Origin of the sequence: Mesorhizobium sp. M0029, from assembly GCF_040323735.1 — a bacterium.
Taxonomy (GTDB): domain Bacteria; phylum Pseudomonadota; class Alphaproteobacteria; order Rhizobiales; family Rhizobiaceae; genus Mesorhizobium.
This window is the reverse complement of record NZ_JAMYVF010000003.1, coordinates 341745-367705: the sequence shown is the minus strand read 5'-3', so window position 1 is coordinate 367705 and position 25961 is coordinate 341745. Positions and strand designations below refer to the sequence as shown.

At 64.0% G+C, this 25961-nt stretch carries 23 protein-coding genes; 11 read left to right on the top strand and 12 right to left on the bottom strand.

Annotated elements, in window-relative coordinates; all coding sequences use genetic code 11:
* Positions 1 to 109 precede the first annotated feature (109 nt).
* The 5 genes from NKJ76_RS07780 (at position 110) to NKJ76_RS07760 (ending at position 5887) form a co-directional block, all read left to right on the top strand.
* A complete protein-coding gene (locus tag NKJ76_RS07780; RefSeq protein WP_352537130.1) occupies positions 110 to 1024 on the top strand; it encodes a dihydrodipicolinate synthase family protein in 915 nt (304 codons plus the stop codon).
* Between the two features lie 242 nt (positions 1025 to 1266).
* The gene (locus tag NKJ76_RS07775; protein WP_502902279.1) at positions 1267 to 3123 is read left to right on the top strand and encodes an ABC transporter ATP-binding protein; all 1857 of its coding nucleotides are present in this window, start codon (positions 1267 to 1269) and stop codon (positions 3121 to 3123) included.
* Complete coding sequence (locus NKJ76_RS07770) at positions 3123 to 5009, top strand: ABC transporter ATP-binding protein (protein ID WP_352537128.1); 1887 nt, start codon at positions 3123 to 3125, stop codon at positions 5007 to 5009. Before NKJ76_RS07775 ends, NKJ76_RS07770 begins: the two co-directional genes overlap by 1 nt.
* Before the next feature lie 367 nt (positions 5010 to 5376).
* Entirely contained in the window at positions 5377 to 5541 is a 165-nt protein-coding gene (locus NKJ76_RS07765) for a DUF3309 family protein (RefSeq protein WP_023667887.1), read from the top strand.
* Between the two features lie 148 nt (positions 5542 to 5689).
* Positions 5690 to 5887, top strand: a complete 198-nt coding sequence (locus NKJ76_RS07760; RefSeq protein WP_352537127.1) for a hypothetical protein — start codon at positions 5690 to 5692, stop codon at positions 5885 to 5887.
* Here NKJ76_RS07760 and NKJ76_RS07755 read toward each other — a convergent pair.
* A complete protein-coding gene (locus NKJ76_RS07755; protein ID WP_352537126.1) occupies positions 5878 to 7059 on the bottom strand; it encodes an MFS transporter in 1182 nt (393 codons plus the stop codon). The two genes, NKJ76_RS07760 and NKJ76_RS07755, sit on opposite strands and share 10 nt — an antisense overlap.
* A 102-nt stretch (positions 7060 to 7161) precedes the next feature.
* The gene (locus NKJ76_RS07750) at positions 7162 to 7389 is read right to left on the bottom strand and encodes a DUF1127 domain-containing protein (protein ID WP_352537125.1); all 228 of its coding nucleotides are present in this window, start codon (positions 7387 to 7389) and stop codon (positions 7162 to 7164) included.
* Positions 7390 to 7644: 255 nt separating this feature from the next.
* Between NKJ76_RS07750 and NKJ76_RS07745 the strand changes: the two genes are divergently transcribed.
* Positions 7645 to 9162 (top strand): winged helix-turn-helix domain-containing tetratricopeptide repeat protein, encoded by a 1518-nt coding sequence (locus NKJ76_RS07745; RefSeq protein ID WP_352537124.1) that lies wholly within the window; start codon positions 7645 to 7647, stop codon positions 9160 to 9162.
* A 531-nt stretch (positions 9163 to 9693) separates the two neighbouring features.
* The gene (locus NKJ76_RS07740; RefSeq protein WP_352537123.1) at positions 9694 to 11190 is read left to right on the top strand and encodes an aldehyde dehydrogenase family protein; all 1497 of its coding nucleotides are present in this window, start codon (positions 9694 to 9696) and stop codon (positions 11188 to 11190) included.
* A 24-nt stretch (positions 11191 to 11214) separates the two neighbouring features.
* Here NKJ76_RS07740 and doeB read toward each other — a convergent pair whose 3' ends face one another.
* The 10 genes from doeB to ehuR all read right to left on the bottom strand — a co-directional run bounded on the left by doeB (position 11215) and on the right by ehuR (position 21231).
* Positions 11215 to 12219, bottom strand: a complete 1005-nt coding sequence (gene doeB, locus NKJ76_RS07735; RefSeq protein ID WP_023682666.1) for a N(2)-acetyl-L-2,4-diaminobutanoate deacetylase DoeB — start codon at positions 12217 to 12219, stop codon at positions 11215 to 11217.
* Positions 12220 to 12224: 5 nt separating this feature from the next.
* On the bottom strand, positions 12225 to 13403 hold the full coding sequence (gene doeA / locus NKJ76_RS07730; protein ID WP_352537122.1) for an ectoine hydrolase DoeA: 1179 nt from the start codon (positions 13401 to 13403) through the stop codon (positions 12225 to 12227).
* Positions 13404 to 13534: 131 nt separating this feature from the next.
* Positions 13535 to 14527, bottom strand: coding sequence for a cyclodeaminase (locus NKJ76_RS07725; protein WP_352537121.1), 993 nt, complete (start codon positions 14525 to 14527; stop codon positions 13535 to 13537).
* 232 nt (positions 14528 to 14759) lie between these two features.
* Complete coding sequence (gene eutB / locus NKJ76_RS07720; protein ID WP_352537120.1) at positions 14760 to 15746, bottom strand: hydroxyectoine utilization dehydratase EutB; 987 nt, start codon at positions 15744 to 15746, stop codon at positions 14760 to 14762.
* 5 nt (positions 15747 to 15751) lie between these two features.
* On the bottom strand, positions 15752 to 16531 hold the full coding sequence (eutA, locus tag NKJ76_RS07715) for an ectoine utilization protein EutA (RefSeq protein ID WP_352537119.1): 780 nt from the start codon (positions 16529 to 16531) through the stop codon (positions 15752 to 15754).
* A 7-nt stretch (positions 16532 to 16538) separates the two neighbouring features.
* Positions 16539 to 17198, bottom strand: coding sequence for an ectoine/hydroxyectoine ABC transporter permease subunit EhuD (ehuD, locus tag NKJ76_RS07710; RefSeq protein ID WP_352498036.1), 660 nt, complete (start codon positions 17196 to 17198; stop codon positions 16539 to 16541).
* On the bottom strand, positions 17198 to 17857 hold the full coding sequence (gene ehuC / locus NKJ76_RS07705) for an ectoine/hydroxyectoine ABC transporter permease subunit EhuC (protein ID WP_023682673.1): 660 nt from the start codon (positions 17855 to 17857) through the stop codon (positions 17198 to 17200). Before ehuC ends, ehuD begins: the two co-directional genes overlap by 1 nt.
* A gap of 163 nt (positions 17858 to 18020) precedes the next feature.
* Complete coding sequence (gene ehuB, locus NKJ76_RS07700; RefSeq protein ID WP_352537118.1) at positions 18021 to 18872, bottom strand: ectoine/hydroxyectoine ABC transporter substrate-binding protein EhuB; 852 nt, start codon at positions 18870 to 18872, stop codon at positions 18021 to 18023.
* A 63-nt stretch (positions 18873 to 18935) separates the two neighbouring features.
* Positions 18936 to 19721, bottom strand: a complete 786-nt coding sequence (gene ehuA / locus NKJ76_RS07695; RefSeq protein WP_023682675.1) for an ectoine/hydroxyectoine ABC transporter ATP-binding protein EhuA — start codon at positions 19719 to 19721, stop codon at positions 18936 to 18938.
* 124 nt (positions 19722 to 19845) lie between these two features.
* The gene (gene ehuR / locus NKJ76_RS07690; protein WP_352537117.1) at positions 19846 to 21231 is read right to left on the bottom strand and encodes a MocR-like ectoine utilization transcription factor EhuR; all 1386 of its coding nucleotides are present in this window, start codon (positions 21229 to 21231) and stop codon (positions 19846 to 19848) included.
* Positions 21232 to 21313: 82 nt separating this feature from the next.
* Here ehuR and NKJ76_RS07685 point away from each other — a divergent pair, with 82 nt between their 5' ends.
* The 4 genes from NKJ76_RS07685 to NKJ76_RS07670 all read left to right on the top strand — a co-directional run bounded on the left by NKJ76_RS07685 (position 21314) and on the right by NKJ76_RS07670 (position 25949).
* Positions 21314 to 21802 (top strand): Lrp/AsnC family transcriptional regulator, encoded by a 489-nt coding sequence (locus tag NKJ76_RS07685; protein WP_023686966.1) that lies wholly within the window; start codon positions 21314 to 21316, stop codon positions 21800 to 21802.
* A gap of 129 nt (positions 21803 to 21931) precedes the next feature.
* Complete coding sequence (locus NKJ76_RS07680) at positions 21932 to 23425, top strand: NAD-dependent succinate-semialdehyde dehydrogenase (RefSeq protein WP_023686965.1); 1494 nt, start codon at positions 21932 to 21934, stop codon at positions 23423 to 23425.
* 31 nt (positions 23426 to 23456) lie between these two features.
* Positions 23457 to 24836 (top strand): aspartate aminotransferase family protein, encoded by a 1380-nt coding sequence (locus NKJ76_RS07675; RefSeq protein ID WP_352537116.1) that lies wholly within the window; start codon positions 23457 to 23459, stop codon positions 24834 to 24836.
* Positions 24837 to 24845: 9 nt separating this feature from the next.
* Positions 24846 to 25949, top strand: coding sequence for an alcohol dehydrogenase family protein (locus NKJ76_RS07670; protein WP_352537115.1), 1104 nt, complete (start codon positions 24846 to 24848; stop codon positions 25947 to 25949).
* The last annotated feature ends 12 nt before the right edge of the window (positions 25950 to 25961 follow it).

Here is a 25961-nt window from a genome sequence, read left to right as displayed (position 1 = left end):
GCAAGTTTTCCCACGGCCGGCGCGGTGGCCCAAGAGATCGCCTCTGGCAGATCGCATCGCACGTATGCTCTATGCCAAGCTGATTTCCAGCACCGATGGAAGGACCGACATGCCCCGCCCGCAAGGAACCATCGCCCCGATCCTGACGCCGTTCGAGAACGATGGCCGCATTGCCCGTGACCTGTGGATCTCACATGCCAAATGGGTGCTGGGCCAGGGCGCCCATTTGCTGTCGCCGTTCGGCACCACGGGCGAGGCACTGTCGCTCTCGCTCAATGAGCGCATGCAGGCGCTGGAATGGCTGATCGAGGCCGGCATTTCGCCGGCGCGCATGATGCCCGGCACCGGCGTCACCGCACTGCCCGAAACCGTCGAACTGTCGAAGCACGCGGTCGGCCTCGGCTGCGCCGGCGTGATGGTGCTGCCATCGTTCTTCTACACGGCCGCCGGGGATGAAGGCCAGGCGCGCTACTACAGCGAGCTGATCGAACGGGTGGCCAACCCGGCGCTGAAGATGATTCTCTACCACATCCCGCAGAACTCCGGCGTGCCGGTAAGCCCTGCCCTGACCGCCCGGTTGAGCGCGGCGTTTCCAGAGACGGTCGTCGCCTACAAGGATAGCGCCGGCGACTGGAACAACACGGCGGCGGTGATTGCCGCCGCACCCGACGTCGCGGTGTTCCCCAGCTCGGAGGCGCAACTGACCAAGGGGCTCGCCAGTGGTGCTGCGGGCTGTATCTCCGCGACCGTCAATCTCAACGCCGCGGCCATCCGCGCCCTCTACGACGCGACGATCGCTGGCCAAGACGTCACGGAAGCGGACGCCGCGATCAGGGCGTTCCGCAAGGTGATCCAGGATGCAGGCCTGATCCCGGCAATGAAGGCCGTGCTGGCGGTGCGCTCCGGCGACAAACGCTGGCTCAACCTGCGCGCGCCGCATGAGAATGCGACGCTGGAACGCGGCAAGGCGCTGCTCACGGCGCTCGGTCCCGCAGCCGATCACATTGGCCGAGGTCACGCATGATGGCGGTTGGCGCAACCCGCATGCTCGCATCTTTTCAATCGGCCTAAAGTGACGAGCCTGCCGCCTCTAACGCCGACACGGGCTTAGGCAGCCGCGGACGATCAGCCCCTTCCAGGCACAGTGCGATACCGCCATTGGCCCTTGAACGGTCAAAATGGAGGCGTACCATCGCGGCATCTGAAACTGAGTCTTCTTCATTCGTCTGGGCTAATGTCCGGACCGGATTGGATATTTCCTTGGCAATGGACGCAACCAGCGGCGCGGCGGAGCGCGGCAAATCGTTTGCCCATGTGGCGGAGGCGTCCTGGGGCAAGGGCCTCAGCACGCTGCTGCGCATCCTGCGCATGACGTTGCGCCATCCCTGGCAGGTTGCGATCACCATCGCCTCGACCTTCATCGCCGCGACGCTGCAGCTGTTCATCCCGCGCCTGCTGGGCCACGCCATCGACCAGGCGCAAGGCGTGATGGCTGGAGGCGGCGGCGCGGCGGCTGAGCAGGCGCTGTGGACGACGGCGATCACCTTGCTCGTCGTCAGCATTCTGCGCGGCCTCTTCACCATGGCGCAGAATTATTACGGCGAGGCCGTCGGCCACCGCACCGGCTATGAGTTGCGCCTGGCTTTCTACGAAAAGATCCAGCGGCTGAGCTTTTCCTTCCATGACCGGGTGCATACCGGCGACCTGATTACGCTTGGCCTGCTCGACCTCGACGGCGTGCGCATGTTCTTTTCCACCGGCATATTGCGCGTGGTGCTGCTCGGCGTGCTGATCGGCGTCGGCTCCTATCTCCTGATCAGCACCGATCTCGAGCTCGGGCTGCTCAGTCTGAGTTTCGTGCCGTTCGTCGCCTGGCGCTCCTCGGTCACACAGCTCAGGCTGCGCAGCACCTGGCTGACGCTGCAGGAGCGGCTGTCAGTGCTGAGCCGGGTGATGGACGAGAACCTCGGCGGAATCCGCGTCGTGCGCGCCTTTGCGGCGCAGCGGCATGAGCTGGAAAAATTCGACCGCGCCAAGAAGTCGGCGCTGGAGCTTGCCGACCAGCGCGTCGACATCCGCGTCTCCAACACCAGCGCCATGAATTTTTCCTTCCTGGCTGCCATGGGCCTGGTGCTGTGGTTCGGTGGCCAGAAGGTGATCGCGGGCCAGATCAGCGTCGGCACGCTGGCCCAATTCCTCACCTTCATGACCATCCTGCAGATGCCGGTGCGCCAGCTCGGGCTGATGGTCAACTCGTTCGCCCGCGCCTCGACCTGCGGCACAAGGCTGTTCGAACTGCTCGACGCCGAACTCGACATTCAGGATGCGCCCGATGCCAAGGATCTCGTGGTCACCGAAGGCGTGCTGCGCTTCGACAATGTCGGCTTCCGCTACGCGGGCGCCGGCGGCCGGCCGGCACTGTCGGGCATTTCCTTCGAGGCAAGGTCCGGCGAGACCGTCGGCATTGTCGGCCCGCCGGGCAGCGGCAAGTCGACCATCGCGCATCTGATCCCGCGCTTCTACGACGTGACGTCGGGCGCGATCACGATTGACGGGCAAGATATCCGCGAGGTCACGCTGCAATCGCTGCGCAAGGCGGTCGGCGTCGTGCAGCAGGACGCCTTCCTGTTCACCACCTCGATCGAAAACAACATCGCCTATGGCAATCCGTGGGCGCGCGAGACCCGCATCGGGCAGGCGGCTGAATACGCCCAGCTGCACAATTACATCATCGGGCTTCCGGCCGGCTACACTACAGTCGTGGGCGAGCGCGGCTCATCGCTTTCCGGCGGCCAGCGGCAGCGCCTGACCATCGCCCGCACCCTGATGCTGCGGCCTTCGGTGCTGGTCTTCGACGATTCCACCGCGGCTGTCGACGCCGGCACCGAGCAGCGAATCCGCACCGCGATGAAGCGCTTCGCCAAGGACCGCGTCACGCTGATCATCTCGCACCGGCTGAGCTCGCTGATGCATGCCGACCAGATCCTGTTCGTCGAGAATGGCCGCATCGCCGAGCGCGGCACGCACCAGGAATTGCTGGCGCTGGGTGGACGCTACCGCGCGCTTTACGACCTGCAGCTGCGGCCGGACGACGATTTTCCGGTGGCGGTGGGAGCCGCATGATGTCAACACAGAACGACGACCAGAAGGAAGACACCAGCCGGCGGCCCACCAGGGCCGTTGTCGGTTCGCACCGCGACGAGGAAGAGGTCTTCGGCAAGGTCTACGATCCGCGTATCGTGCGCCGCATCTGGAGCTTCGTGAAACCGTATCAGGGCCGGATCTTCATCTCGGTTGCCGCCGTGCTGGTGTTCACGCTGACGCAATTGGCGATCCCGCTGGTCATCCGTTACGCCATCGACCACGGCATGGCCGCTGGCAAGGCCGACCGCTCGGTGATGAACTGGGCGATCGGCGCCTTCGCTCTGATCATCCTGATCAACTATGGCGCCAGCTATGTCCAGGAAAGTGTCGTCGGCAAGGTGGCCGAGAATGTGCTGTCGGATTTGCGCCGCGCCATGTTCAGCCATCTGCAGCGTGTGTCGCTGAGCTTCATGGACAAGACCGAAGTGGGACGGTTGATGTCGCGCCTGCAGGGCGACGTCAATTCCATGCAGGAATTCCTCGAGACCTCGGTGATGTCGGTGGGCGACATCGTGCTGCTGTTCGGCATCGTCAGCGTGCTTTTGTGGCTCGATTTCCGGCTCGGTCTGCTGACGCTGTCGACCATGCCGGCGTTGTTCATCGTGCGCCTGTTCTGGCTGCCGCGCGCCAAGGTCGCCTTCATGGCCGCGCATGAGACCAACTCGATCGCCAATGGCGCGCTGGCCGAAGGCATCCATGGCGTTCGCACGGTGCAGAGCCTGGAGCGCCAGCACGTCAATTTCGACCTTTATGACGAGAAGGTGCTGGCCAATCTCAGGGCTCACCTGACCTCGGCCAAATATGCGCAGGTGATGGTGCCGATCGTCGACACGCTGACCGGCATTGCGATGGCAACCGTGATCGTCGTCGGCGGCTCGATGGTGCTGTCGCACAGCCTCGACATCGGAGTCATGGTGGCGTTCCTGTTCTATATCCAGCGCTTCTTCGACCCGATCCGCTCGCTCACCATGCAGTACTCGGTCATGCAGCGTGCCATGGCGTCGGGCCAGCGAATTTCCGAAGTGCTCGATGTGCCGGTCGATGTCAGCGACAGACAAGGCGCGGTGGCGCTGACGCGCGACATGGACGGTTCGGTCGAGTTCAGGAACGTCACCTTCGGCTACCGGCAGAACCAGCCGGTGCTGAAAAACATCTCCTTCCGCGTCAATCCCGGCGAGACGGTTGCGCTTGTCGGCCCGACCGGTTCGGGCAAGTCGAGCTGCATGGCGCTGGTGCACCGCTTCTATGATGTCTGGTCGGGCGAGGTGCGGGTCGGCGGCCACGATGTGCGCGACGTGACGCAGGATTCGCTCGGCGACCAGGTGGCGATGGTGCTGCAGGAGCCATTCCTGTTTTCCGGCACGGTGCTGGAGAACATCCGCTACCACAAGACATCGGCTACCCGCGAAGAGGTTGTGCGCGCCGCGCAGGCCGTCGGCGCGCACGACTTCATCGAGCATTTGCCCGATGGCTACGACACCGAGCTCGAACAGCGCGGCGGCAATCTGTCCCTCGGCCAGCGCCAGCTGATCAGTTTCGCCCGGGCGCTGGTGGCGGATGCGAAAATCCTGGTGCTGGACGAGGCGACAGCGAGCATCGATTCCTACACCGAGATGCTGATCCAGAAGGCACTGGTCACGCTGCTGGAAGGCCGCACCGGGCTGGTCATCGCGCACCGGCTGGCGACCATACGCGGCGCCGATCGCATCATCGTTCTACAGAACGGCGAGATCGTCGAAAGCGGCAACCACGAGCAGCTGATGGCGCTCAAGGGCCTCTATGCCAGGCTCTACAACATGAACTACGCATCGTTCGACGATATTGCCGAGGAAGACATAGGCGCGCTGGCCGGCAAGGCGACGTGAGCTGCTGCCGGTTCGGCTCGACTGGAAATAGTGCGGGGCCAAAACTCGTCGTCGACCAATTCGGCTTCAGATGTCGACACGTTTCAGCTCGCCTTCCAGCGTAAGCCCGGCGTCACGCCTGCCGGCGCGTTCGGGTGGACGAGCCGCCGGCCGCCTTAAGGGCGATCCCGCGTAAATTCTGAATTCTACGCGCCGCCCAGCGCGCGCGATGGCCCGCCCAGCTTGCGCCTGAACCTCAGCAAACGCCGTGATGATGGCTTTCGTTCCTTAGCCGTCGGATGAAAATCGCCGGGGAACAGGAAGGCTTGCTGGGAGTTTAGTTCTTCGAGCCGCGCCGTGAACGGCGCGGCAGGGAAGGAGACGGCATATGGGCCTGGGTACCATTCTTATTATCATCCTGATCATCGCGTTGCTCGGCGGCTTCAGCGGCCTCGGCGGCGGCCCGTTCTACGGCACTGGTTACTATGGCGGCGGTGGCCTCGGGCTGGTGCTGATCATCGTGATCATTCTGGTTGTTCTCGGGCGAATATAGCGTCGCCATTGGCGGCCGCCGAGTTTCTACGGCGGCCGCGTTTTCGCCTGACATCGAGGTTTGAAGACATGGCAGCTGAAGACATTGCTGGTCCGGAAACACTGGGCCGGCGTCGGCGCGAGCGAACGCGACGAGCTGGGATATCCTAATGGTGGCACTATCCGAAGGCGCCGGGCGTAATGCTGCAGACCCCTACACCCGCCTGGCGGCCGTGGCGTTCATCGAGGCGGATCGGACGCTTCGAGAAACCCAGGACGGCGACGAGGCGGGTTCGGCCTTTCTCGCTCTTGTCGACAAGGGCAGCATCGGCCCGAAGGCAGCAATGGCAGGCACGCCTTACGCCTGAACGCGGTCAACCCGCCGTAGTTCCGCCAGCAGAAACACCACCAGCACGCAGCACAGGATGCCAAGCGACGATGGCAGTCCCTGATGTCGGGTCAGTTGCATCGCCAGCCCGGCCACCGGGGAGCCGACGATGCCGCCTACGCCCCATACGAACGCAAAGGCGGCATTGCCGGCGATCAAGGCTTGACCGGTGAAACGCTCGCCGAGCTGGATCAGCGACAGCGTGTAGATCCCGAACGAGACACCGCCCCAAACGAAGAAGAGCGGCCAGATAAGCCATGTAGCGAAGAGCAATGGCAACAGCAGGCAACCGGCCAGGCAAGCCAGGACACAGAACAGCATCATCGGCTTCGAGCCAAACCGTTCGGCGGCGCGCCCAAGCACGACCTGCAGCACGGCATTGCCGGCGATGAAACAGGTGATGAGCGAAGCGATGCGCTGCTCAGTGCTGCCGAGCGCGGCACCATAGACCGCGAACAGCGAAAGCAGGACTTGCTCGAAGGCGGCAGCCGTGAAGACTGCGAACAAGAGCAGCGGCGCCAGCGCGAAGAAGCCGCCGACCGACACCGCTTCGCCCTCACGCGGCATGTCGGGCAGGCGCGGCGCGACGGCAAGCACGATCAGGCCGCAGACAAGGAAGGCCGCGCTGCCGATGATGAAGGGTGGCCATCCTTGCGTGCCGACCAAGCCTAGCGACAGCGGGCCGAGGCCAAAGCCGGCGGAAACGATGGAGGAGTATAGGCCCATGATGCGGCCTCGGCGTGCGGCGGGTGTGATCGAGACCAGCCAGGTTTCACTGATCACGTAAAGCGGATTGGCAAAGAAGCCGAGCAGGAAGCGCAACGGCATCCAGGCCCATACATCCTGCGTCCAGGCAATCGCGATCAGGACGGTTGCTGCCAGGATCGAACACACAACCGCAAGGCGCGCCGCGCCCACCCGCCGGACCAGCGCCGGCGTGAAGAGCGACGATATAATGAAACCCAGAGGCGTCATCGCGGCCGAGAGGCCGATAAGGCCCGGTGTCGTCCCTTGCCGTTCCAGGATGAAGCTGAGTAGCGGATACGTCAGCCCCTGTGCTATGGCGAACACCGTAACTGTCGCGATGATGCCGGCCATCGCGACCCATGGGATGCGGTTCTCTGGCGGTGACGTCGCGTCTTCGGCGCTCATGCCGGCTTCGAAGCAGGATCGGCACGTTCCGGCAAGTGCAAATGCCGGCAAAACGCCGCGGTACGCCCAAACAGGCGGGCGGGTATTATCCGCGACATCAGCTCACACTTGCCAGAAGCGTTTGACGATTTCGGCCTCGACCTGGTGTCTGGTCAGACCGATATCGTCGATCAGGTGCGGATTGGCCTCCGCCATCTGCTTGAGGTCCCAGCGAAAGCGTAGCCGCTCGCGCCAGGCCGCGATCATGCCCCGCGGGCCTGTCGGACGCCGGCCCGATGACACCGCCTTTTCCGGCAAGGCTGCACGAGCAGAAGCAAGGGTATCGTTCATGGCAACCTCCATTCGGTTTGAGGGGCGACAGCCCTCTGCTTGAAAGAGGTTGAATTCTGCCGCATGCGGACGGCGCCGTAATTAAGCCCGGCCAAATAGTTCTCAAAAGTTCCAAACCGGCTAGAGCACCTCGCCGTTTCATGGAAACGGCGAGGTGCTCAACTCTTTGTTTTGACGCCATACGTCCGTGAAGCGCTCCGCCGCGCTTTCCCGTGGGAAAACCGCCTTCACACCTTTCCTGGAATTGCTCTATAGATGCGCGTTATGCAGGGATCGCGCTTTGCCTTTGGTCCGTTCGTGCTTGATCCGGGTGCGGGAACGCTCCTTCGGGACCAAGTTCCCGTCGCCGCCGGCCACCGCGGACTGCAGCTGCTGGCGGCGCTCGTCGCCCGGCCCGGCGAGATCGTGGCCAAGGCCGAGTTGATGGATGCGGCATGGCCAGGCACCGCCGTTGAGGAAGGCAACCTCACCGTCCAGATTGCGCAATTGCGCAAGCTGCTGGGTCCGGCCACGAACGGCGGAGAATGGATATCGACCGTTCCGCGCGTCGGCTATCGCTTCGCCGGCGCCATCGAACAGCTCGGCGACGAGAAGCGACAGGCTTTGCCGCTGCCCGCCAAACCGTCGATAGCCGTGCTGCCCTTTGCCAATTTCAGCAACGACCCCGAGCAGGAAGCCTTCGCCGACGGGTTGACCGAAGACCTGATCACCGACCTGTCGAGGATCGGCGGCCTGTTCGTCATCGCGCGCAACTCGACCTTTGCCTACAAGGGCAAGGCGGTGGATGTGCGCGAGGTCGCCAGAGAACTTGGCGTGCGCTATCTGTTGGAGGGCAGCGCCAGACGCGCCGCCGGGCGCGTGCGCATCAACGCCCAGCTGGTCGACGCGCTGAGCGGCGAGCATTTGTGGGCAGACCGCTTCGATCGCGGCCTGAAAGATATCTTTGCCGTTCAGGACGAGGTGACGGCCAAGATCGTCGAGGCGCTGCTTGGCCGGCTGCGCGCGCCGCTGCCGCGCAACCGGCCCCGAAATCTCGAGGCCTACGATCTGTGCGTGCGGGCCCGCAACCTGATCGACGTCTCGCCGGAGACGGCGCGCGAAGCGCATCTGTTGCTGACGCGCGCTCTTGCGCTCGATCCGGACTATGCCGAAGCCTATCGCTGGCTTGCCATGAACCACTGGATGGGATGGGTGCATTGGGGAGAGCCCATTGAGCCTGCCCGCGGCCTTGCCCTGGAACTGGCGCGCAAGGCTGTGGCGATCGATCCCAACGATGCCGGCTGCCACTGGGTGCTTGCCAACCTGCTTGCCTATGAGCGCAGATTCGACGAAGCGGATGTGGGATTTGCCAAGGCGTTCGAGCTCGACCCGAACGAGGCCGATGCCTGGGCGACATTGTCCGACATCGCGGTCCTGGCCGGGCGCGTCGAGGAGGGCCTCGACTATATCAGCAAGGCGTTCCGGCTGAACCCGTTTCCGGCAAGCTGGTACTATCTGACGCTCGGCCAGGCGCAATATGCGGCGCGCGACTATGAAGCCGCCGTCGAGACGACGCGCCGGGACGAGACGTATCGGACAAGCTCGCGCCGTTTCCTTGCGGCAAGCCTTGCGCAACTCGGCCGGATCGACGAGGCGCGCGCCGAGGTCGACCTGTTCCTCGTCGCGAACCCACATTTCACCACCCGTCACTGGGTCGAGACGGAGCCGTTCCGCGACACTGCCACGCTCGACCATTTCGTCGATGGCTTCCGAAAGGCCGGCCTTCCGGAGTGACGGACCGGCGTGCTCGATCGATGCCAGGCACCGTCGGTTGCGGATCAATCCTGCCAATGTTTGCACGTCGCGAGGCCGCTCGACCGATCTTGCTTCCGCGAGCAGTCATCCAACAGCGATTGCAGCGAAGCGGCGCGCGAAACCTCTGTCACGGTGAAGCCGGCTGGAACGGCCACGATCGATCCGGCCACGGGTGAGCGCTGGGTGGCGGCTGGCGACTGCCTGTTGCGCTCTCGTCTGCAATGCCGGCATCACGGTCGCCGTGGGCAATGATCGGCTTGCCTCATTGAGCTTTTAGCGACGCGCTCCGACAACTCGCGATGATTTTTCTAGATGCCATTTGTCGAAGCACAATCTTTTCCGAAAGCCGGTTTCCACTTTTCGGGACCATGCTCTAGCGGCTGTCTGTTTCTTGTTGCTGGCGCGATCGGAAGTCACCCGCACAACCTGGTTTCTGAGCGCCCTTTAGCTTTCCTTGTTTGAGGTCGGCGGCGGGAGTAATAGTCGCCAAGGAATTGCGAGGAGGAAGAGATGACGCTGAACTTCGACCCGAAGGCGAAGGCCACGGCGTTGTACCATGGCGAATTCCGACCGATGTTCATTGGCGGCAAGTGGGTCGCCGCGCAGTCCGGCCAGGGCATGCAGGCACTCAATCCGGCAACAGGCGAGGTGCTGGCGACAGTGCCGCGCGGCGGGGCTGCCGATATCGACTCGGCGGTGGCCGCCGCGCGCGCGGCCTTCGAAGGCCCATGGTCCAAATTCTCGCCCTACGAGCGGCAGTGCGTGCTGCTCAGGATCGCCGATCTGTTCGAGACGCATTGGGAAGAGCTCAGCGTTTCCGACACGCTCGATATGGGACTGCCGATCACGCGCACGCTCGCCAACCGGCGCCGCGTCATCGGCATGCTGCGCTTCTATGCCGGCATGGCGACGGCGCTGCATGGCGAGGCGATCGACAATTCGATTCCCGGCGAGATCGTCACCTTCACCCGGCGCGAGCCGGTGGGCGTCGTTGGTGCGATCATTCCCTGGAACGCGCCGACCGCCGCCTCGATCTGGAAGATCGCGCCGGCGCTGGCGACAGGCTGCACCATCGTGCTGAAACCGTCCGAGGATGCGTCGCTGACGCCGCTGCTGATCGCGCAACTGATGCAGGAAGCCGGCGTGCCCGACGGCGTCGTCAACGTCGTCACCGGCACCGGGGCCGAAGCCGGTGCGCGGCTCGCCGAACATCCAGACGTCAACAAGATCGTTTTCACCGGATCGACGCTGACCGGCCAGGCCATCGCGCGGGCAGCCGTGGCCAACCTCAAACGCGTTTCACTGGAGCTCGGCGGCAAGTCGCCGATCATCGTCTGCCGCGACGCCGACATCGACAAGGCTGTTCCGATCGCGGCGATGGCGGTGTTCGTGCATTCGGGCCAGATCTGCATTGCCGGCTCGCGGCTGTTCGTGGCGCGCGAAATCCATGACGAGTTCGTCCGCCGCCTCGCCGATTTCGCCGGCAGACTGCGGATCGGCCATGGCATCGAGGCAGAGACGGAAATCGGACCGCTCATCAATGCCAAGCAGGCAGCCAAGGTGGAGGGCTATATCAGGGCCGGCAGCGACGAAGGCGCCGAACTGGTCGCCGGCGGCTCGCGGCTGACCGGCGAGCTCTACGATGGCGGCAACTTCATTGCGCCGACGGTCTTCGGCGCCGTGTCGGACCAGATGACCATCGCGCGCGAGGAGATTTTCGGCCCGGTCATTTCGGCGATGCCCTTCGACTCGCTCGACGAAGCGGTGGCGCGTGCCAATGCGACGCCCTATGGCCTGGCCGCCGGCATCTTCACGACACATCTGGGCACCGCGCACAAGCTTGCGCGCCGCGTCAAGGCCGGCTCGGTCTGGGTCAACATGTACCATGCCATCGACCCGGCGGTGCCGTTCGGCGGCACGAAGATGTCGGGTTATGGCCGCGAGGGCGGCATCGAGCATCTGCACGAGTATCTGGAGACCAAGTCGGTCTGGATCCAGACCGACTGATATTCGCGCGGCGTACTCTGCGAATCACGATGAAACCACAACGGCCAGGACGGCGGCGCAGTCACCGGCTTTGACCAGGCCGGGGAAATGCCGCGCCGCCAGAATGCCGGACATTTTTGCCCGGATTTCCTGCGGAGCGATGCCGGTGCGGCCGGTGGAATGGATGCGCGCCAGCACCGAGCCTTCTTTCACAGGCTCGCCGAGATCGACCATGGTTTCGATCATGCCGTCCTCCTCGGCGAAGGAGAAACAATCGCCTGACGGCATGTCGAGCCACTGAGTTCTGCCCTTCTCGACCGCACCATCAACAATGCCGGCATGGCGCAGCACATTGCTGATGCCGCGCCGCGCGATCCGCACAGTCTGTGCGCGCGAGGTGCCGCCGCCGCCAAGCTCGGTGCTGACGAAGACCTTGCCCATTTCCTCCGCCGCCGTGTCGTACATGCCGACGGAGTCGATCTCGATCATGCGCATCGAGAACGGGGCAGAGAACGCCGCGACCGCATCGAAGGCTTTCTGCTCCAGCACCTTGTCGGGCACCGTGTGGGCGGCACAGAAGGGCACGAAATCCAGTGTCTTGCCACCGGAGTGGAAGTCGAAGACGAGGTCGGCGCGGGGCAGCAATTCGCGCTGGAAATAGTCGGCGATCTTTTCCGTCACCGTGCCGTCGGGACGGCCGGGAAAGCTGCGGTTCATATTGCCCTTGTCGATCGGCGATGTCCGGGTGCCGGCGCGAAAGGCCGGATAGTTCATCGCCGGCACGATGATCACCGTGCCGCTGACCTGTTTGGGATCGAGCGTGCGGGCGAGATCGTAGAGCGCCAGCGGCCCCTCATACTCGTCGCCATGATTGCCGCCGGTGAGCAGGGCAGTCGGCCCCTTGCCGTTGCGGATGACGCAGATCGGGATCATCACCGAGCCCCACGCCGAGTCGTTGCGGCTGTAGGGCAGGCGCAGGAAACCATGTTGCACGCCGTCCTTGTCGAAATCGACGGTCGGGGCGATCGGGGATGGGCGAAGGCTAGGCATCGGGCTCAATTCTTCACCACCAGTTTGCGCGGTACATTGGCGAGGCACTCTACACCGGTTTCGGTGATCAGGATGGATTCGGTGATTTCCAGTCCCATGGTCTCCAGCCAGAGACCGGTCATGAAATGGAAGGTCATGCCAGGCTTGAGTTCGGTGCGGTCGCCGGGGCGCAGGCTCATGGTGCGTTCGCCCCAATCCGGCGGATAGGAGAGACCGATGGAATAGCCGGTGCGGTTGTCCTTGACGATGCCATATTTCTTCAACACGGCGAAAAAGGCGTTGGCGATGTCCTCACAGGCATTGCCGGGCTTTGCCGCCGCCAGCCCCGCCTCCATGCCTTCCAGTGTCGCCTTCTCGGCATCGAGGAATTCCTGTGTCGGCTTGCCGAGAAAGACGGTGCGCGACAGCGGGCAATGGTAGCGGTTGTAGCAGCCGGCGATCTCGAAGAAGGTGCCCTCGCCCGACTTCATCGGCTGGTCGTCCCAGGTGAGATGCGGCGCCGAGGCGTCGGCGCCCGACGGCAGCAGCGGCACGATCGCCGGATAGTCGCCGCCGATGCCGTCGACGCCGCGCGTGCCGGCATCGTAGATCTCGGCGACCAGATCGCATTTGCGCATGCCGACTTCGATCTTGTCGACGATGCGCTGGTGCATGGCTTCGACGATCCGAGCCGCCATGCGCATATAGTCGATCTCGGTTGAACTCTTCACGGCGCGCTGCCAGTTGACCAGCGCTGTCGCGTCGACGAAGCGGGCGTTGGGCAAATGCTTCTGCAACGCGGCGAAGGCAGCGGCCGAGAACCAGTAATTGTCCATCTCGACGCCGACGGTCAGCTTGCCCCAACCGCGATCACTAAGCACGCTGGCCAAAAAATCCATCGGGTGGCGCTCGGTCGACTGCACGTAGTGGTCGGCATAGCCGACGATGTTGTCATGCAAGAGATAGGCGGTGCGCTTGGCGCCATTGGCATCCTGGCCGCGGCCGTACCAGACCGGCTCGCCCGATGGTGGCACGATCACCGCCTGATGCACATAGAACGACCAGCCATCATAGCCGGTCAGCCAGGCCATGTTGGATGGGTCGCTGACAACCAGGAGATCGACGCCCTTCACCTCCATGGCTTTGCGCGTCTTGGCGAGGCGATCCGCAAATTCGGCGCGCGAGAATTTCAGGTTCGGTTGCATTGTTCTTGGTCCTCGTTTGTTGGGCCTCAAGCCTGTTTTCAACTTTGTTGAACCCAGCTCGTCGTTCTTGCTTGAGCGTGATCTCTGGGAAAAACCGGTTCCCACTTTTCCGGATCACGCTTTGGCCAGCATCAGCTTTCAAAAATGGTTCCGGCATTGGCCGCCCGCGCCCGGTCGCGGGCGAGTGTGGCGATTGCCGTATCCTGCACACCGGTGCCGGTGAGGTCGGCGATGGTGATGTCGCTGGGTGAGCGCCTTCCGTGCCGTTCGCCGGCGATGATCTGGCCGAGTTCGGTGACCTCGGCATCGGCGCCCATCACGCCCGATGCGATGGCATGATGCAGTTCGCCGAGACGCTGTGTCTGCTTCGCGCTGTCGGCGACATAGAGATCGGCCATGCGCAGGATCGTTGGCGCGATCTCGTTCTTGTGCTCGGCGTCGGAGCCCATGGCGGTGATGTGCTGGCCGGCAACGACAAAGCCGGCCTTGATCAGCGGCTCGGTCGACGGCGTGGTGGTGACGATGATGTCGGCGCCGATGGTTGCTTTGGCTGCATCCGGCTCGGCGCGCACGAGAATACCTAGTTTTTCGCGCAGCGCGCCTGCGGCCGTCTCCGCCTTTACGGCATCGCGCGCCCAGATGCGTGCCTCGGCGATCGGCCGCACCAACATGAGCGCTTCGAGTTGCAGCCCGGCTTGCACGCCGGCGCCGAAGATTGCGGCGACGGACGAATCCGGCCGCGACAGATGCTTCGCCGCGACGGCACCGGCAGCAGCGGTGCGGACATCTGTGAGATAGCCATTGTCCAGCAGCAGCGCCTCGACCACACCGGTCCTTGCCGATAGCAGCACCATCATGCCGCCTCCGCTGGGCAGACCGAGCTTCGGATTGTCGAAAAAGCCGGAGCTTATCTTGACGGCGAAACCGTCTATTCCAGGCACATAGGCCGACTTCACATCGACCTCGCCGCGCTGCTCGTGAATGTCCAACCGCAGGATCGGCGGCATCGCCACCGGCAATGTGGCGAGCGCGCGGAAAGCGTTTTCGACACAGGCGACAGCGTCGAGATCGAGCGTCACGATTGTGCGCAGTTCTTTCTCGGTAAGGATCGTCATCCGGCTCATGCGACGCGCTCCGCGAAGGCGCGCACTGCGAAGGATAGTGTTCCGTCACACCCCCCTCTGGCCTGCCGGCCATCTCCCCCGCAAGGGGGGAGATTGGACTGCACTCCTGCCTTCGCCAATCTCCAGCGCAGCAAGAACAGCGACCGCATCGAAGCTGCCGATCTCCCCCCTTGCGGGGGAGATGTCCGGCAGGACAGAGGGGGGTGGGCGGGAATTCGGCGTGGGAGAGTTTTCATGCCGCGCGCTCCGCGATTGCATCACCGCAGACGATCTTGCGATGCGTGTTCATGTCGATATTGCGGCCCGAGAGAAGAACGACCACGGGCCCGGTCGCCCTGACCTTGCCGGCGAGTAGCGCAGCGATGCCGACCGCTCCGGCGCCTTCGACGATCTCGCGCTCCTGTTCATAGGCATGGCGGATGCCGGCGGCGATCTCGTCCTCGCTGAGCAGGATGACGTCGTCGAGCAGATCGCGGCACATGGCGAAGGTCAGCCGGTTGTCGAGACCGATGCCGCCGCCGAGCGAATCCGCCAGCGTCGGCAACTCCTCGACCTCGACCGGACGGCCGGCATCGAGGCTGGCCTTCATCGCCGCGCCGCGCGCCATCGAAACGCCGATGATTTTTGTCCCGGGGCTGACGCCCTTGACGGCGGCGGCGATGCCCGAGGCGAGTCCACCACCGGAGAGCTGCACCAGGACGAGAGCGGCATCCGGGACCTGCTCGATCATCTCCAGTCCAAGCGTGCCTTGCCCGGCGACGATGGCGGGATGGTCGAAGGGCGGCAACATCACCAGCCCCTCTTGCGCCACCAGCCGCTCGACCTCCTGCTGCGCCTCGTCCTGACTGTTGCCGATGATGCGGACATCCGCGCCAAGCCGACGGATTTCGTCGAGCTTGTTGCCCGGCACCAGTCGCGACATGCAGATCACCGCACGCATGCCTTCGAGCTTCGCGGCATGGGCCAGCGCACGGCCATGATTGCCGGTCGACGCCGCGACCACGCCGCGCGCCTTCTCCTCGGCGCTCAGCGAAGCAACGGCATTCGAGGCGCCGCGCAGCTTGAAGCTGCCGGTGGTCTGACGGTGTTCAAGCTTGAGGTGGACGGGGATGCCCAGTCGTTCGGAAAGGCTGTGAGATAACCCTGTCGGCGTGCGTTCGATTTTGCCGGCAATTCGCTCCCGGGCGGCACGAATATCGTTAAGGGTGACCGTCGTCATGATCGTCAATCGCGCGGCAAAGGCAGCGTCATCAGACGGCCAAATTCGGGATGCGACGTCCCGTCGCCACACAACCGCAAACAATTCCAGGCGCTGGCCTGATTGCTGGTGACGACCGGGCGGTCGATCGCCTGTTCCATGCCGGGAACCGCGAGCGCTCCGCGCAATGCGGTGCAGGACACGAACAGTGCATCGGCCTGCGCATGCGTCGCCTCACGAGCTAGGTCGACGATCGCTGCCGGCGCAATGCGCGCCATCTCGCGATCGTCCTCGGAGCCGAGGCAGGTGAAGCTGACGATCTCAAAGCCGCGCTCGCCGAAATACGTCGCCATCGGCCTGGAGGTTTCGACGGTGTAAGGGGTGAGGATGCTGATCTTTTTCGCGCCCAGCGCCTGCAGCCCGCGCACGCCGGCCATCGGCGGCGTGACGACGGGAACACCCGGCTTGGCAGACTGGATCGCGGCCTCGATTTCAGCGTCGCCAATCACCACCGAGGCCGAGGTGCAGGAGTAGCAGATCGCGTCGAGCGGCTCGTCTGGCAGGATCAGCGCGGCGCCCGCCGCCAGCTTCGGCTGCATCTTGCGAAGGTTTTCCGGCGTCGTCGGATTCTTGTAGGGAATGCGCGCGACATAGACGCCGACCCGCTCGCTCGCCACCATGCGGCGGAAATCCGGTTCGCTGGTGTGGTCGGTGGCAAGGATGATCAGGCCGACGCGCTTTTCCAGCGGGCGCGCATCGAGCGCCGGCCTTGTCGGCATCAGCCTGATCTCGGGCAGCGGTTTCATCTCAGAATTACCTTTCGATCTTGCCGTAGCGATGTTCCAGCCAGCGCAGCAGCACGACCGAGAAGAGGCTGATGACGAGAAAGAAAGCGCCGACCAGCGTGATCGGTTCGATGTAGCGGTAGTAGGTGTTGGCGACGCTCTTTGCCTGGTTCATCAGCTCCAGCACGGTGATTGCCGATAGCAGCGGTGTCTCCTTGAACATGGCGATGAAATAATTGGCCAGCGCCGGGATCATCGGTGGGATCGCTTGCGGAATGATGATGTTGGTCCAGGTCTGCGTGGCGCTCAGATTGCAGGCCTTGGCCGCCTCCCACTGGCCGCGCGGCACGTTGTCGATGCCGGCGCGATAGACTTCCGCCGTGTAGGTGCCGTAGTGCAGGCCGAGCCCGATGACGCCGGCGACCAGCGGCGGCAACAGGATGCCGAAATCCGGCAGGACATAGAAGATGAAATAAAGTTGCACCAGAAGTGGCGTGCCGCGGATGAATTCGGCCGCCCAACCAACGGTGCGCGACAGGACCTTGTTGGGCGAGCGTCGCGCCAGCGCGATGCCCAGACCCACGACAGCGGCCAGCACGGAGCCGAGCAGCGTTGCCAGGATGGTGATCTTCACGCCCTGGATCAGCGTCGGCAGGATCTCCCAGACGAAGTTCCAGTCCCAATCCATCAGACGCGCACCCCGTCGAGGCCGCGCGCCATGCGGCGTTCCAATGAACGCACGCCCCAGGAGATGATCAGCGCCAGGGCGAAATAGATGATCAGGATGGTGGTGAACGGCGCCAGCGTGTTGCCGGTCTGCGAGCGCACGACCTGCGCCTGAAAGGTGAGATCGGCGAGCGAGATCAGCGACACCACGGAGGTCGCCTTGAGCAGCTCGATGGCGTTGTTGCCGAAGGTCGGCAGCATGATCAGCAGCGCCTGCGGCAGGATGACATGGCGCATGCCTTGCCAGCGGCCGAGGTTGAGCGCGATGCAGGCCTCATATTGTTCGCGGCCGACCGACTGGATGGCGCCGCGTACCACCTCGGCCGCATAGGCGCCGACATTGAGGCCCAGCGCCAGCACACCCGCCTGCAGCGGGGTCAGTTCGAGGCCGATCAACGGCAACACGAAATAGGCAAAGAACAGCTGCACGAAGATCGAGGTGCCGCGGAAGAATTCTATATAGACGGTTGCCAGCCAGCGCAGAGCAAAGAAGCGCGACACGCGGCCCATGCCGGCGAGGAAGGCCATGATCAGGGCGAGCACCGACCCCATCAGCGTCAGCTCGATGGTGACAAGCGCTCCCTGCAATATCAGGCCAAGGTAGCCGGACCACTGGGTCATTCGGGTTCCAACGGTTGGGTTCTAGCTCCTTCTCCCCGTACACTGGGAGAAGGTGCCGGCAGGCAGATGAGGGGCAGCGCTAAATTCTCAGAACCTGGCGCCGCCCATCATCCGGCCCTTCGGGCCACCTTCTCCCCGTGAACGGGGAGAAGGCAAAACGGCCCTATTTCGCCGCGCAGAGCTTGTCCCGCGTGGTCGACATCGCGGCTGCGGCCGAGAAGCCGTAGGGCTCGATGATCTTGGCGAACTCGCTGGATTTCTTCAGCTTGGCGAGCTCGACATCGAAGGCATCGCGCAGGGCCTCATCGCCTTTCTTGAAGGCGGCGCCGTCGCAATAGACCGGGGCGCCGACCACCGGGGCGATGACTTCGAGGTTCGGATCGTTGGCTTTCTTGACGAGGTCGTTGATCGACAGGACGGGCAGCGAATAGGCGTCGATGCGGCCGTCCTGCAGCATCTTCAGGCCGCTCTGGCCGTCCGGCACGACGATGACGCGCTCGCGCGGCACGCCGGCGTTGAGCGCCAGCTTCTCCTCGGTGCCGCCACCGGGCGCGCCGATGGTGGCTGACGTGTCCTTGGCGACGTCCTCGTAGCTCTTGAAGCCCTTCGGATTGCCCTTCTTCACCAGCATCGCCTCGGCGTCGCACAGCACCGGCTCGGAATAGACGACCGCCGCGCAACGCTCCGGCTTCATGAACAGGCCGGCGGTGACGACGTCGAAGCGGCCGGCCTGCAGGCCGGGGATCATCGCGCCATATTCGGAGATCGAAGCGACGATGTCGGCAACACCGAGACGCTTGAAGACCTCGCGCGCCACGTCGGGCGCCGCACCCGAAACCTTGCCGTCGGCGGCGACCGCCGTATAGGGCGGCTCGTTGGCGATCGCGACGCGGGCAAAGCCCTGCGCCTTCAATTGCTCGAGCTTGCTGTCATCGGCCGAACCGGTGCTCGACGCGGCGAGCACCGCCGTCAGTGCGATACCGGCGACGCCGGCCAGAATGCCAAGTTTCTTCATTGTTCCCAACTCCTTGTTGTCTTCTTGGTTTTGTCTGGGGCGGTCTTTCGCCCCGCAAAGCGGTCAGACACGATGTCCGGCCGCGATGATCTTCTTCAGGAAGCCTTGCGTGCGCTCCTGCTTTGGATGGCGGAAAATCTCGTCTGGTTTGCCCTCTTCGACGATCTTGCCGCGGTCGAAGAACAGCACGCGGTCGGCGAAGTCGTGGGCAAAGCCCATCTCGTGGGTGACCAGCAGCATGGTCATGTCGGTCTCTGCGGCGAGCTTGCGCATGACATTCATCACCTCCTCGACCAGCTCCGGATCGAGGGCCGACGTCACCTCGTCGAACAGCATGATCTTCGGCGACAATGCCAGCGCACGGGCAATCGCCACGCGCTGCTTCTGGCCGCCGGACAGCTGCGCCGGCATCGACTTCGCCTTGTCGGCCATGCCGACCATGTCGAGCAGTTCCATGGCCCGCTTTTCAGCGGCGGCGCGAGGCGTGCCCTTGGTCAGCATCGGCGCCAGCGTCACGTTATCCATGACGCATTTGTGCGGAAACAGATTGAACAGCTGGAAGACCATGCCGATCTTCTGCCGCATCTTGGTCAGGTGCCGCTCGTCGGCGGGCAGCAGCTGGCCGTTGCGCTCCATGTGGTAGAGCTGCTCGCCATCGATCTGGATATGGCCGCCGTCGATCTTCTCCAGCGTCATCAGGATGCGCAGGATCGTCGTCTTGCCCGAGCCGGACGGGCCGATCAGCGCCAGCTTCTCGCCGGGCATGACCTGCATCGACAGGCCGTCCAGTACCTTGAACGAGCCGAAGCTCTTCGAAATGGCGTCGACCTTGATGATGGGTGAGGACAAATGAATTTCCCCTGCTGGAGAAGCCTGTGCCCTTAACGATGCGGAACGCGCCAAATCATGTCAATTGGGAAAATAAAATCATGACAATATTTCCGGCACTGCATGATTCCAGAGCAATTCCCGCTTAGATTGCGAGCAGCAGATGCTCCGGATCGCCAAGCAGCAACTTGGTGACAACGCCGAGGCCGGCGCGCAGTTCCCCCTCGGTGGTCGAGCCGAGCGAGATGCGCACCGCCGGATGCCAGGGCGCATCCGAGATGCGGAAGGAGGTGCCGGGCGCGATCGCCACGCCTTGCAGGCGGGCCTGGGCGACGAAGCTTTCCTCGGCACGGTCCGCGGGCAGTTGCAGCCAGACATGCAGCCCGTCGCGCCTGGCGCGATAACCAACCCCGCCCAGCACCTCGGCTGCGATGTCCTGGCGGCGGCGCAATGCCGCGCGCTGCCAGCGAACGAGTTCCATCGCCGTGCCGTCGGTCACCCATTTGGTGGCGATCTCGGCCACCAGCGGCGTCGCCATCCAGTTCGACACCAGATGCCGGTTGGCAACGGCGGCGACATAGCGGTCGGGCGCCGCGAGATAGCCGATGCGCAGGCCAGGTACCGTGATCTTGGTGAAGGAAGTGACGTAGAGCGTGCGCTCCGGTGCAAAGGCCGCGACAGGCGGCGGCCGGTCCTCCACCAAGGGACCCAGCACATCGTTCTCGATGATGGCGATGTCGTGCTTGCGCGCGACCGCGGCGATCTCTTCGCGCCGCCGAGCGTCCATCAGCGTCGCCGTCGGGTTGATCACCGACGGTTGCACGAATACCGCGCGAATGTCGGTGAGCCGGCAGACCTCGTCCAACGCCTCCGGGATCAGGCCATTGCCGTCGATCGGCAGGCCTTCCAGGTTGAAGCCGAGATAGCGCGCCAGCGGCACAAGCGTGTGGTGGCCGATGGCCTCCGTGGCGACGGTCGAGCCCGGCGGCGCCACGCTCATCAGCGCCACGGTCATCCCAGCAGTGGCGCCGTTGGTCAGGCTGATGTTCTGCGCGGAGACGTCAAGCCCGCACAGTTTCAGCCATTCGACCGCCACCGCGCGGTGGCGCGGAAACACCATGTTGGGCCGAAACGACAGCGCCGAACTCGATGGCAGGTTTTCGGCCAGCCAGCCCAGCGCCTGCTTCAGCCGCTCCAGATGCATCGGCTCGCAGACCGGCTTCAGGATCGACAGATCGATGACCTCGCCGAGGCGCTCCGGCAGATAGGGCGGCTCCGGTTCGCGGCGCTGCGTCTGGACAAAGCTGCCACGGCCGATCTCGCCCGAAATCAGGCCGCGCCGGATCAGTTCTTCGTAGGCGCGGCTGACCGTCTGCACCGACAGTTTTAAATCGTCTGCCAGCCTTCGATGCGTTGGAAGCCGCGCGCCGTTGGCCAGCCGCCCGTCATGAATGGCGCGGGCGAACTGGTCGGCCAGCGTTTGATAGGCTGGCCTGCGGATGAGCGCAGGGTCGGGTTGCCATGATGTCATGACTTAATAGAGATCGAAATCAGTGCAATTGACAATCGAAATAATGCGCCGTCATGGTGATGCCGACAAAAAGCGGACGCCGATGACATCGAAACTCGACGCGGTCGACCTCAGGATACTCGACGCCATCCAGCGCGACGGGCGCATCACCAAGCTGGCGCTGGCCGAACAGGTCGGGCTGTCGCCGACGCCGTGCTGGATGCGGCTGCGCAAGCTGGAGAAGGCAGGCATCGTCTCGGGCTACCACGCCAGGATCGCCATGCGCGTGGTGGCGCCGGTCGCCACCGTGTTGATGGAGGTGACGCTGGCCAGTCATCGCCAGGCCGATTTCGACCGCTTCGAACGCGTCATCCGCGACATCCCCGAAATCGTCGCCTGCTGGTCGGTGGGCGGCGGCGTCGACTATGTGGTCAAGGTGATGACGCGCGACATCGACGCCTATCAGCGGCTGGTCGACGACCTGCTGGAGCGCGAGATCGGCATCGACCGCTACTTCACCTACATCGTCACCAAGACGGTGAAGGACGAAATCGTGCTGCCGATAGCCGACCTGCTGCCGGCGTCGGCATAAGCCCGGAGAGAATGTCTGTCGGGACGGCACAATAGAGAGAGTCTCTCTCCTTCAGGGCGTCGAAACAGTCTCTCTGTCTGCATGTGACGGATAGTCTTCCCGCATCGTCCGAACCGGGAGGCCTCGACCATGTCCGCGCATTTTGCCCGCTCGCATCGCCATGAGGCGCTCGACCGCCTCTCCGACCGCCGGCTGCTGCGCGAGCTTGCCTATGTCGATGGGCATTGGACCGCGAGCGAAGCGGCCGAAAGCTTTGAAGTCACCGATCCGGCCACAGGCGCGACGGTCGCGTTTGTCGCCGCGCTCGATGCGCAGCAAACGACAAGGGCAATCGGTGCCGCCGCGCGTGCCTTCCCGGCTTGGCGGTCACTGCTGCCGCAGGAGCGGTCGAGAATTCTGCGAAAATGGTTCGAGCTGATCATCGCGGCGAAAGACGACCTTGCCCTGCTGATGACTTTGGAACAAGGCAAGCCGCTGCAGGAATCGCTCGGCGAAATCGACTATGCCGCCTCTTTCGTCGAATGGTATGCCGAAGAGGCAAAGCGCCTCAACGCCGAGAGCGTCACCAGCCATCTGCCGAATGCCGAGATGATGGTGAGGCGCGAGCCGCTCGGCGTTGTCGGCGTCGTCACGCCCTGGAATTTTCCGGCGGCGATGCTGACCCGCAAGGCGGCCGCCGCACTCGCCGCCGGCTGCACCATCGTCGCACACCCATCCTCGGAGACGCCGCTGTCGGCGCTGGCGCTGGCTGAACTCGGCGAGCGCGCCGGCCTGCCCGCCGGTGTCTTCAACGTCATCACCGGCAAGGCAGCGACGATCGTCGGGCGCATGTGCGAAGACCCGCGCGTCCGCGCCATGAGTTTTACCGGCTCGACGGAGATCGGCCGGTTGATCGCCGCACAGTGTGCTCCGACGATGAAGCGGCTGGTGATGGAGCTTGGCGGCCATGCGCCGCTGATCGTCTTTGCCGACGCCGATGTCGACAACGCAGTGAGCATTGCCATCGATGCCAAGTTTGCAACGTCAGGCCAGGACTGCCTTGCCGCCAACCGCATCTATGTCCAGCGCCCGATCTACGATCGCTTCTGCGCCGCCTTTGCCGAGCGCATCGAGGCGCTGCGGACCGGCAATGGGCTTGTCGAAAAGATCGATATCGGACCGCTGATGCATGAGCGCGCCGTGACCAAGGTCGAGGAACAGGTCGCCGATGCCGTCGCCCATGGCGCGCGCTGCCTCACCGGCGGCAAGCGGCATCAGGCCGGGCCGCTGTTCTACCAGCCGACGTTGCTGGCCGATGTCAGCGACGAAGCGCTGATCATGCGCGAGGAGACCTTTGGGCCGGTCGCCGCAGTCACGCCGTTCGACAGTGAGGACGAGGTGATCGCCCGTGCCAACGCCACAGAATATGGCCTCGTCGCCTATGTCGTTACCGAGAATGGCGCCCGCCAGCAACGTATGGGCCGCGCGCTCGACTACGGCATGGTCGCCATCAACCGCGTCAAGATCACCGGAGCGCCGATCCCCTTCGGCGGCGTCAAGCAATCCGGCATCGGCCGCGAAGGCTCGCGCCACGGGCTCGAAGCTTTCACCGATCTGAAGTACCTCTGTCTGGACGTCACATAGTCCGTCCGGCCATCTCTCAAGGAGTCAAAAAATGCTCGACCAGTCCAACGAACTCAACGCCTGGGATCGCGACCATTTCTTCCATCCTTCGACCCATATGGGCACGCATGCGCGGGGCGAGAGCCCGACCCGCATCATGGCCGGCGGTGAAGGCGTCACCGTCTGGGACAACAATGGCAAGAAGAGCATCGATGCCTTTGCCGGTCTCTATTGCGTCAATGTCGGCTATGGCCGCCAAAAGATCGCGGATGCCATCGCCACCCAGGCGAAGAACCTCGCCTATTACCACGCCTATGTCGGCCACGGCACCGAGGCTTCGATCACACTGGCCAAGATGATCATCGACCGCGCGCCGAAGGGCATGTCGAGGGTCTATTTCGGCCTCTCGGGTTCGGATGCCAACGAGACCAACATCAAGCTGATCTGGTACTACAACAACGTGCTTGGGCGGCCGGAGAAGAAGAAGATCATCTCGCGCTGGCGCGGCTATCACGGTTCGGGCGTGATGACGGGATCACTGACCGGGCTCGACCTGTTCCACAACGCCTTCGACCTGCCGCGCGCGCCGGTCCTGCACACCGAAGCGCCCTACTATTTCCGCCGCGCCGACCGCTCGATGAGCGAGGAGCAGTTCTCGCAGCATTGCGCCGACAGACTGGAAGAGATGATCCTGGCCGAAGGTCCCGAAACCGTCGCCGCCTTCATCGGCGAGCCGATCCTCGGTACTGGCGGCATCGTGCCGCCGCCGGCCGGCTACTGGGAGAAGATCCAGGCGGTGCTGAAGAAGTATGACGTGCTGCTGGTCGCCGACGAGGTGGTGACGGGCTTCGGCCGTCTGGGTACCATGTTCGGCTCCGACCATTACGGCATCAAGCCAGACCTCATCACCATCGCCAAGGGGCTGACCTCGGCCTACGCGCCGCTGTCGGGCGTCATCGTTGCCGACAAGATGTGGCAGGTGCTGGTGCAGGGCTCCGACAAGCTCGGTTCGCTCGGCCATGGCTGGACCTATGCCGCGCATCCGATCTGCGTCGCCGCAGGTGTCGCCAATCTCGAACTGATCGACGAACTGAACCTGGTGACGAACGCCGGTGAGACCGGCGCTTATTTCCGCGCCGAACTGACCAAGGCTGTCGGCGGGCACAGACACGTCGGCGACGTGCGCGGCGATGGCATGCTGGCGGCGGTCGAATTTGTCGCCGACAAGGACGACCGGGTGTTCTTCGACGCCTCGCTCAAGATCGGGCCGCAAGTGGCGACAGCACTTGCCGCCAGCGGCGTCATCGGCCGCGCCATGCCGCAGGGCGACATACTAGGCTTCGCGCCGCCGCTCTGCCTGACGCGTGAGGAAGCCGACATCGTCGTTTCGAAAACCGCCGATGCCGTCAACAGCGTGTTTTCCAATCTCTGAGATCGACCCATGAATGCCATGACCAAGACCCTCCCCGCCACCATGGCCGCCGTGCTGCTCACCGGGCATGGCGGACCGGAAAAGCTCGTCTATCGCAGCGAGGTGAAAGTGCCTGTGCCTGCCGCCGGCGAGGTGCTGGTCAGGGTCAGCGCTTGCGGTATGAACAACACCGATGTCTGGGTACGCCAGGGCGCCTATGGCACGGAGGAGGACGCTGCCGCCGTGTCGACGTGGCGGCGGCAAGGCAACACGCTTACCTTCCCGCGCATCCAGGGCACCGACACGGTCGGCACCATCGCTGCCGTCGGCGAAGGCGTTTCCCCGGGCCGTATCGGCGAACGGGTAATGGTCGATTTTTCGATCTACAACCGCGACGACGATTCCCTCGCCGACATTGACTATATGGGCCACGGTCGCGACGGCGGGTACGCCGAGTACCAGACGGTGCCGGGCGAGAATGCGCATTTCGTCGATACTGACATGAGCGACGTCGAACTCGCCACCTTCTGCTGCGCCTACCTCACCGGCGAACAGATGCTGGAGCGCGCCGGGCTGAAAGCCGGCGAACGCGTGCTGGTCACCGGCGCCTCAGGCGGCGTCGGTTCCGGCATCGTGCAGCTGGCGCGGGCGCGCGGCGCCATTCCCTATGCGGTCGTCGGCAAGGGCAAGGAGCAGGCGGTGCGCGACATCGGCGCCGAAGCGGTCATTACCCGTGGGGTTGCCGATCTTCCCGCCGCCGTGAATGAAGCCACTGGCGACCAGCCGATCGATGTGGTCGCTGATCTCGTCGGCGGCGCGATCTTCAACGACCTGCTGCGCATCCTGCGACCTGAAGGCCGCTACACCACCGCCGGCGCCATCGCCGGCCCGGTCGTGCAGCTCGATCTCAGGACCATGTATCTCAAGCAGCTGCAACTGCACGGATCGAGCCAGGGCACGCGCGCCGACTTCCGCCGCATCATTGGATACATCGAAGCGAAGAAAATCCGGCCGCTGGTCGGCGGCGTCTACAGGCTCTCCGATTTTCACAAGGCGCAGGCAGACTTTGTTGCCAAGGACTTCGTCGGCAAGCTGGTGGTTGTGCCGGACGCCATGTGGAACATCCGCGCATAACGGCTCCCAACG